Source organism: Arcticibacter sp. (genome assembly GCF_045629565.1).
In the GTDB taxonomy this organism is placed as follows: domain Bacteria; phylum Bacteroidota; class Bacteroidia; order Sphingobacteriales; family Sphingobacteriaceae; genus Arcticibacter.
On the sequence record NZ_JAZQRL010000068.1, the window covers coordinates 83925 to 91260 of the forward strand.

General features: G+C 44.5%; 4 protein-coding genes and 1 pseudogene. All 5 read right to left on the reverse strand.

What is annotated here, in order from left to right; all coding sequences use genetic code 11:
- A complete protein-coding gene (locus tag ACKI5J_RS08925; RefSeq protein ID WP_407428650.1) occupies positions 1-1452 on the reverse strand; it encodes a RagB/SusD family nutrient uptake outer membrane protein in 1452 nt (483 codons plus the stop codon).
- Positions 1453-1462: 10 nt separating this feature from the next.
- A complete protein-coding gene (locus tag ACKI5J_RS08930; RefSeq protein ID WP_407428652.1) occupies positions 1463-5095 on the reverse strand; it encodes a SusC/RagA family TonB-linked outer membrane protein in 3633 nt (1210 codons plus the stop codon).
- 11 nt (positions 5096-5106) lie between these two features.
- The gene (locus ACKI5J_RS08935; protein WP_407428654.1) at positions 5107-6081 is read right to left on the reverse strand and encodes a FecR family protein; all 975 of its coding nucleotides are present in this window, start codon (positions 6079-6081) and stop codon (positions 5107-5109) included.
- Positions 6082-6245: 164 nt separating this feature from the next.
- Positions 6246-6884 carry an RNA polymerase sigma-70 factor gene (locus ACKI5J_RS08940; RefSeq protein WP_407428656.1) on the reverse strand — a complete coding sequence of 213 codons (639 nt, stop codon included), beginning with the start codon at positions 6882-6884 and terminating at the stop codon, positions 6246-6248.
- Between the two features lie 238 nt (positions 6885-7122).
- Positions 7123-7336, reverse strand: a pseudogene (locus ACKI5J_RS08945) (transcriptional regulator); the annotation flags it as partial.

The window sequence follows — 7336 nt, forward strand, 5'->3', positions numbered from 1 at the left end:
TTATCTTGGATTACGTTCAATTCCTGCCTGTGTAGCTTCCTGCGGGATCTGGAATACCCGGCGCGGGTCATTAGGACCCAGGATGATGGGAGTAGTCGTTCCGAGAACATTATGCGAAACCGGGATATCATGCCTAAGCATATCGAACCACCGCAACCCTTCGTGCATAAACTCCCCTCTTTTAAAGTTGAGTATCGTTTGGATCAGCGCTGTTTTGATATCAGCAGTTTTATAAAAGCTGAGTGCTTTTGCCGCAGTCAACGCATCGCTTCCCGGATCGTAGTCCTCAATCCTCGTGCTCAAAAAGATGTTGATCAGATCTACCGCATCTGCGTAGTTGCCAAGTTCTACACTAGCTTCTGCTTTGTTAAAAAGCACTTCTTCCGAAGTTAGCACCGGAACCATATTGTAAGGGTCGCCTATCTGAGCGTTAGCATCTTCCCGTACAAAGTGTTCGTAGAATTTGGGGATATTGTAAACCAGCTCTGTTCCACCATACACCTGATAAGCCAGGGCAGTTCCAACAGGATTGTTTATGCCGAGCACCTGAGAAAGGGTTGCGGTATTCAACCCGTAACGATAACCGGCAAAACTTCTTCCCCATGTTGAAGGCGTTTCCACAAGCAGGAGGTTAGCGTTCTCAGATGAACGCGTATAAGCCGCCTGTAGCTCGTAATAGGTGTAAGCAGCATAGGTGGTGTTCCAGGGTCTCAGATAGGATTTGATTGTCTGGTCCGGAAATGCAACATTTGCGTGCGTTACAGCCCTCGCATAGTCATGTTTGAAGAGGTAGAACCTGCAGGCAAATGCATTCGCAGCAAGGGTATTAAAATGAAACTTGGGTATCTTATAGAATGAATCCTTGATCAGAGGCAAGCCTTCCAATAAGTCTTTCTCAATCATATCATATACATACTGTACGGTTTTACGCTGATAACGGGCAGTAACCACCGTTTCCGGCTCAGTCACATACGGGATACCCGGATCAGTGGATGCCGTCGCCGGATCGTAAACTTTAGAAAAGAAGGTGACCAACATAAAGTGAGCATAGGCTCTGGCTACCAGTGCTTCCCCTCTCAGGTTAGCAGAAGCTTCCTGTTCAGGTAACCTGGATAGTGCATGCAGCGCCTCATTCGCGGCCGCAATAGCGCTATAGCACGAATTCCAATAAAAATCCGGGGAGCCTTCTTCCTTACTTTGCACATCAGCGAATTGGTAAGGCCCTTGATTCAAAGGGTCTACGGTACCTCCGCCTTTATCAGCGGCATTATCCGATATGGATTCAGCAAAGGTTATATAATCCCCCTTTGGGTAAGCCGTAGCCAATAGTTCAGCTATTTTTTCTGTTGTATTCAGGGTCGCTCGCTGATCCGGAGTCTGCTCCAGGTATTTCTCACAACCGGAGAATACGATCAGCATACATAAAGCGATATATCGAAATGTATTGTTCATGGTGTAATATTTAAATCCCAACTTTTAATGAAAGTGTGAACTGACGCGGCATCGGTAAAGCGACTCCTCCGGAACTGTAAAACTCAGGATCCTGACCGTTTAGTTTTGAGTCAGAATAGATCAGGAACAGGTTATTTCCCACTACACTTAGTGATGCATTTGTAAAGCCTATTTTGCTGACCTGCTTTTGAGGCAACAGATAAGAAAGCGAAACCTGTTTCATACGTACGAACCCTCCGTCGGCCACCCTCTCAGTAGAGTAATTGTAATTATTATATGGGTAGGCGCTCTCCAGTCTGTATTGGTTGGTTACATCCAGAATAGACGGAACATTGGTTCTTGTTTCATCACCTGGCATAATCCATCTGTCCAAAAACGCCTTAGGCATCGCATCCAGGTCATTGTAGCTCGGAAGATCGTTGTATAGACTGCTTTTGAAAGCAGGTGCTAACCTGATTTTATTTCCTGCACTAAATGTTACCAGGGCAGAGAGCGAAACTCCTTTAAAACGTATGGAATTAAACCAGCCCCCGTTTACTGTCGGATCTATCGCTCCTTCATATATAAGATGCTGGGTTTGATCGCTCTGCAGGTATACATTATTGCTTGTTTCTCCACGCTCATTGATAAACTGCGGTGATCCGTCCTGAGGATTTAAGCCGGCAAAAGGGATTGAAAAAAGTCCCCTGTAAGGGTATCCCTCCTTAGGTCCACCATCTGCGGTGATCATATCCCATATCTGAGGGTTGCTCTTCAGATTGGTAATCGTCCCCTTATTGTAACCGAAAGTAAGTTGGGTACGCAAGTCGAAGTCCTTTCTTTTGACGATTCCTCCTCCCAAAGTGATTTCGACTCCGTTAGATTCCATATCTGCATAGTTGGCACTCTTCTCATACTGACCGCCAATACCGGATGTCCGCATCGGGCTAATCAGGTCGAAGCTCTGGTGGTTATAGTAGTCAACTGTCAGCGTAAGCCTCTCGTCAAACATCCCGATATCGAAGCCTGCGTTGAATTTATATTGTTTCTCCCAGGTCAGCTCTGAGTTCTGAAGCTGATCAATGGAAATGATAGATTCCTGATCGTTCAGATAAGGCCTTAGCGATATGCTGTTTTTGAGCAATATGCTGGAATTTTTAGCATTGCCCAGGTTCGCGGTCAGACCATAGGACGATCGGATCGTCAACCTGTCAATAGTGCTCTGGTTTTTCATAAACTCCTCAGTATCTACATTCCATGATCCGCTGACATTCCATGTAGGAAGCCACCTGGCGGCTCTGTCTTCTCCCATCAGGTTAGATCCGTCATACCGCAGCGTTGTGCTAAAGTTATACTTCGAATCATAGGAGTATGAACCGTTTACCATGTAAGCTAGAAAACGGTCATAGTATTGCTGCGCACCATAATAAGATAGACTATTCTCTACACCCTTTTTTATGATATTGGGGTCTATGAACGGAATTCCTCCCTTATCAAACTGATATCCGTTCCCCTGGAACATCTTATTTTGCCTGTCGGCGTAACGTAGCTCCTGCACACCGAGAAACTTAAGCGAATGCCGGGTATTAAGGGTAGTGCCCCACTCGAGAGTATTGCGAAGCAGATAATTGACGAGGTTATCCTCGTTGGTATTATAAAAACCGCCATAAGGTAATACCACAACGGGCTCATCTTCCGGATTATCGGGATTTCTGTATAAAAACCGGTTTCTTTCCCTTATGGTTGCATCACCTGCAGCACGATAAGCCATAGGCATATTCGAATTCTCCCTTACCCGATGATCCTGTTCGGTCTTTGCATACCTTACTGCACCAAGCAAATTGTACTTCAGTCCCTTAAAGATCTTATAGGTAAAATCACCCTGTAATTTCAAATCGAGCATGGAAAGATCGATCGTGTTATTATCGAGCTCATTGATGATATTAAAAGGCGCATAGTTCCGTCTGAAATACTCCAGGTTCCCGTTTTCATCGTAAGGAGTCAGTGTACGGCTGGTATTGATGGCATAACTGAAAGGATTGATATCGAAATCCCTGTCATACCGGCCTGTGACCGCATTACTCACCCTCCCTACAGATCCAGGTGCTCTTTGGTCCCTTATCGAACCCTGCGTGATCAGACCAAAGGATATCTTATCGGACAGGTTGAAATCTGCCCGTACATTCCCTGTAAAGCGCTTAACGCGGTCACCAATTGTCCAGCCATTGTCCTGAAGGTAACTCGTCGAAACATATAATTGCGACTTCTCCGTACCTGACGAAACACTCAGTGAGTGTTCCTGCATAAAGGAATTTTTGAACAACACGTCAAACCAGTCAGTATTGGCAGTGGCGTAGCGTTGCAGAAAACCTTCCTTAGCGGCAGTCGTATTCTGAAGACCGAATGCTCCGTTGGATTCGTTGTACTGAGTGATCAGGTCTGACATCTTGGTAAACACGCCCCCGTTCTCACTCCTGGAAACGTCAGCATAATTCAACCATCCTTTACGGCCCAGCTCCGCGTAAACGGACATCTGGTCTGCCGAGTTCATAATATCAAACGAATTATAGCTTGGCTTCAGGTAGCTCGAAAAGTTGGCAGTATACGATACCAGTGGCTTACCTATTTTACCCCTTTTAGTCGTAATAACAATTACGCCATTCATCGCTCTGGCACCATACAATGCGGTGGCGGCGGCGTCCTTTAGGATCTGGAAGCTCTCAATGTCATCCGGATTCAGTCCGGCTACCGATGATCCGACCAGCGTGTTGGGGTCACCTGTAGAAAGCTGCTCGTTGGAAATATTCACAACATCCTCAATGATCACGTTATCTACAACCCACAAAGGTTTATTATCACCGGTAATCGAGGTAGCACCTCTGATCCGGATCTTTGGTGCGGCACCGAATGTTCCGGAAACGTTTTGTACAGACACCCCGGAAACGCGGCCTTCCAGCATACGACTGACATCGTTAATACCCTCCCTCTTGGATTCCGAGGCTTTGATTGTTGTAGCTGCACCTGTAAATCTTCTTCTGTCGATGTTCTGGTAGCCAGTTACCACAACCTCGTTCAATGCGTTAATATCTTCTTCGAGTACGACGTCAATCCTCGCCCGGCCGCCTACCAGAACTTCTTGTGTCTTATATCCGATCATGGAAAAAATGAGGCTAGCACCGTCTTTTACAGTGATCGAGTATTCACCGTCCAAACTTGTAACGGTTCCATTATTGGTGCCTTTTTCCTTCACGATGACCCCAGGTGTGATTTCCGAACCTGCCGAAGTTTTTGTCCGGACCACCCCCCGTACGTTAATATTCTTAGAAGCTTTTCTCAATGGCTGTGCCTTGAGTATGATCTTGTCTGCAACCACTTTGTAGCTGATACCATTTGCTGGTAACTGACTTAAAGCTTTTTCCAGAGGTGATACGTTTTGATCCGCAGTGATCTCCCTTTCTTTGTTCAGTTGTGTTGCATCGTAAACAAAGCTCACTTTGTATTGCTTCTCAATGCTTTTAATGAAGTCTTCCAGTCGCGTAATAAGCGCTCTCTCTCCTGATTTGGCTGACTCCGCGCGTACCGATATTCCTGCGCACGTGAGAGCAATCATCAAGATCAAGGCTTTCCAGCTGGGTCTTGTTCTCTTGTAGAATTTTTCGTTCATAATCCGCTGCTCTAATTTGTAATGTTAATTTTATTGTGAATAGTAATTACTTGCTGTTTACGACTGATCGACAATGGATACGTCTCTTTCAAAATATTAAGCACCTCGTCTAGGTCACTGCTCTTAAAGCGGGCGTTGAACTTACTGTAGGATGAGAGCGAGTCTTCTATATTTATTTGAACACCATAGTATTCTTCTAAAGCACGGAAGACCTCAGATAGCGGAGCATCAACAAAGTTGAGTTCACGTGTCAACCAGGCAAAAGAACTTCCCGTACGGTCTGCATATCGCTTGAGTCCACGTGTATTGAAGTCATATATCAATGCTTCTCCGGCCCTGAGCACAGCACTATCAGAGCCATTATTCAATGCAAACTTCACTTTGCCTGTGCTGACGTTCAGGCCAACCTGGCTCTTATCAATTTTAAGATTAAAGGATGTGCCCAGAACGGTTACAGTAGATGATTTGACCCCAACAACAAACGGGTGCAGGGTATCGCGCTTCACCTTAAAAAATGCTTCCCCTTTGACCATGTAGATCTTACGTATTGCACCGCTAAATTTGTCGGGATACTTAACAGTACTACCCTGAGAGAGGTAGATCTTCGAGCTGTCGGCCAAGGTAATTGAATCAATTTCCATAGTGGCTGTCTTTACTAGATAAGTTACGCCGGTTGACGCGGTATAGACCCAATAGGCAGCGGCAGACAAAACCACGATTGCAGCTGCCGCTCTGAGCCAGGCATGAGGAGATTTGTTCTGCCTGTTCATTCGTCTGTAAAGCCTGGCTACGGCTTTATCATGATTTAGGGTGTCCAGTGGACCGACTCGCGATGAAAGATCCCAGATTTGCAAGATCTCGTTATAAAACCTATTGTTTTCTTCGGAAACCTTTCGTTCAGATTCTACTTCCTCCTGAAACTTTTCATTATTTTGATCGCCCAAATAGGCAACAATCTTTTCTAAGAAGCCGTTTTTTTTTGCCATTATGCCCTCATTTCAAAACATAGACAATTAAACACCCCATACCCCACTAGTTAAATTGTCTTTTTTTTAAATTTCCTTAAAGAGGTACACAAAAGACCCCCGAAAATTTGGCTTAAGTCCTGATTGCTGCGAAACGACAAGAAAATAAAACAACAAAAAACGAGCTAGGTGATATTATCTGAAAATTCCAGGATGCCAAGCATGGCTAAATACATTCCTGAACGGGGATGTTGGAATACCAATCCATTTTCATGATTTATCAGGCGTGAACGGAGGATCTTCAGCGCATGAACGATATGATTCTCTACCGTTTTCTCCGAGATATGTAGAGCGCATGCAATTTCTTTATACTTTAGACCGTCGAAGCGGCTCATCTTAAACACCTTGCGACATTGTGCTGGCAGACGTTCAATTTCTTTGAATATTATCGCCTGCAACTCCTGCTCTTCGTAAAGATTCTCAATTTTTTCGTCTGTAAGCTGCCCGGCTATTATAAAATGATGTCTTTCTATATTTTTTTGCCGGTTCAGATGATTCAGCGAGTGATTAATCACGCTCCGATATAGGTATGGCCTTAAGGTCGACACAGAGTCAAGGCATGAAGGGTTTTCCCAAATCTTGATAAACACGTCTTGCACAATTTCCTCTGCAAGAAAGGCATCCTTAACATATTTTTCAGAAGTCAGCAGCAACATGGGGAAGTAACTGGAATATAGGAGAGTGAAAATACGGTGATTAGCTTCCCTGATGCCGTTAATAATTTCCTGGTCTGAATATGCCGCTATCCCCGATACGCCTTTCATTGTTAATGCAATATAATCATTGTCTTAACAAATTCGGTTTAAAAATGCAAAAATTGAAGACTTAAACCAGATTGGGTATCAATAATGAAGCCATGGTAGATGTATCCATTCGTTTAAGAGTGTACTGCCTTTAGTTTCAGCACCTGCCAGACAGTAGTTATATTACATCTCTTGAAAACCGATATTATCAATACGCAGGTATAGATATGGAAAACAAAGTGCCTGTAATCAGCTTATCTTATGTTTTTAAAGACACTATCCCCCTAAACAACTCCTCATTGAATGCACCTATTGTGGTATTTTTCAGCAATGCATGAATCTCGGTCCTGATCGATAGAAATTGATGGTGTAACGGGCATGGGTTATCTGCAGAACACTCCTTCAATCCTAATGCACAGCCATAGAAAAGCCGGTCGCCATCGATTGCCTCCACAATATCACTTACAGCTCTT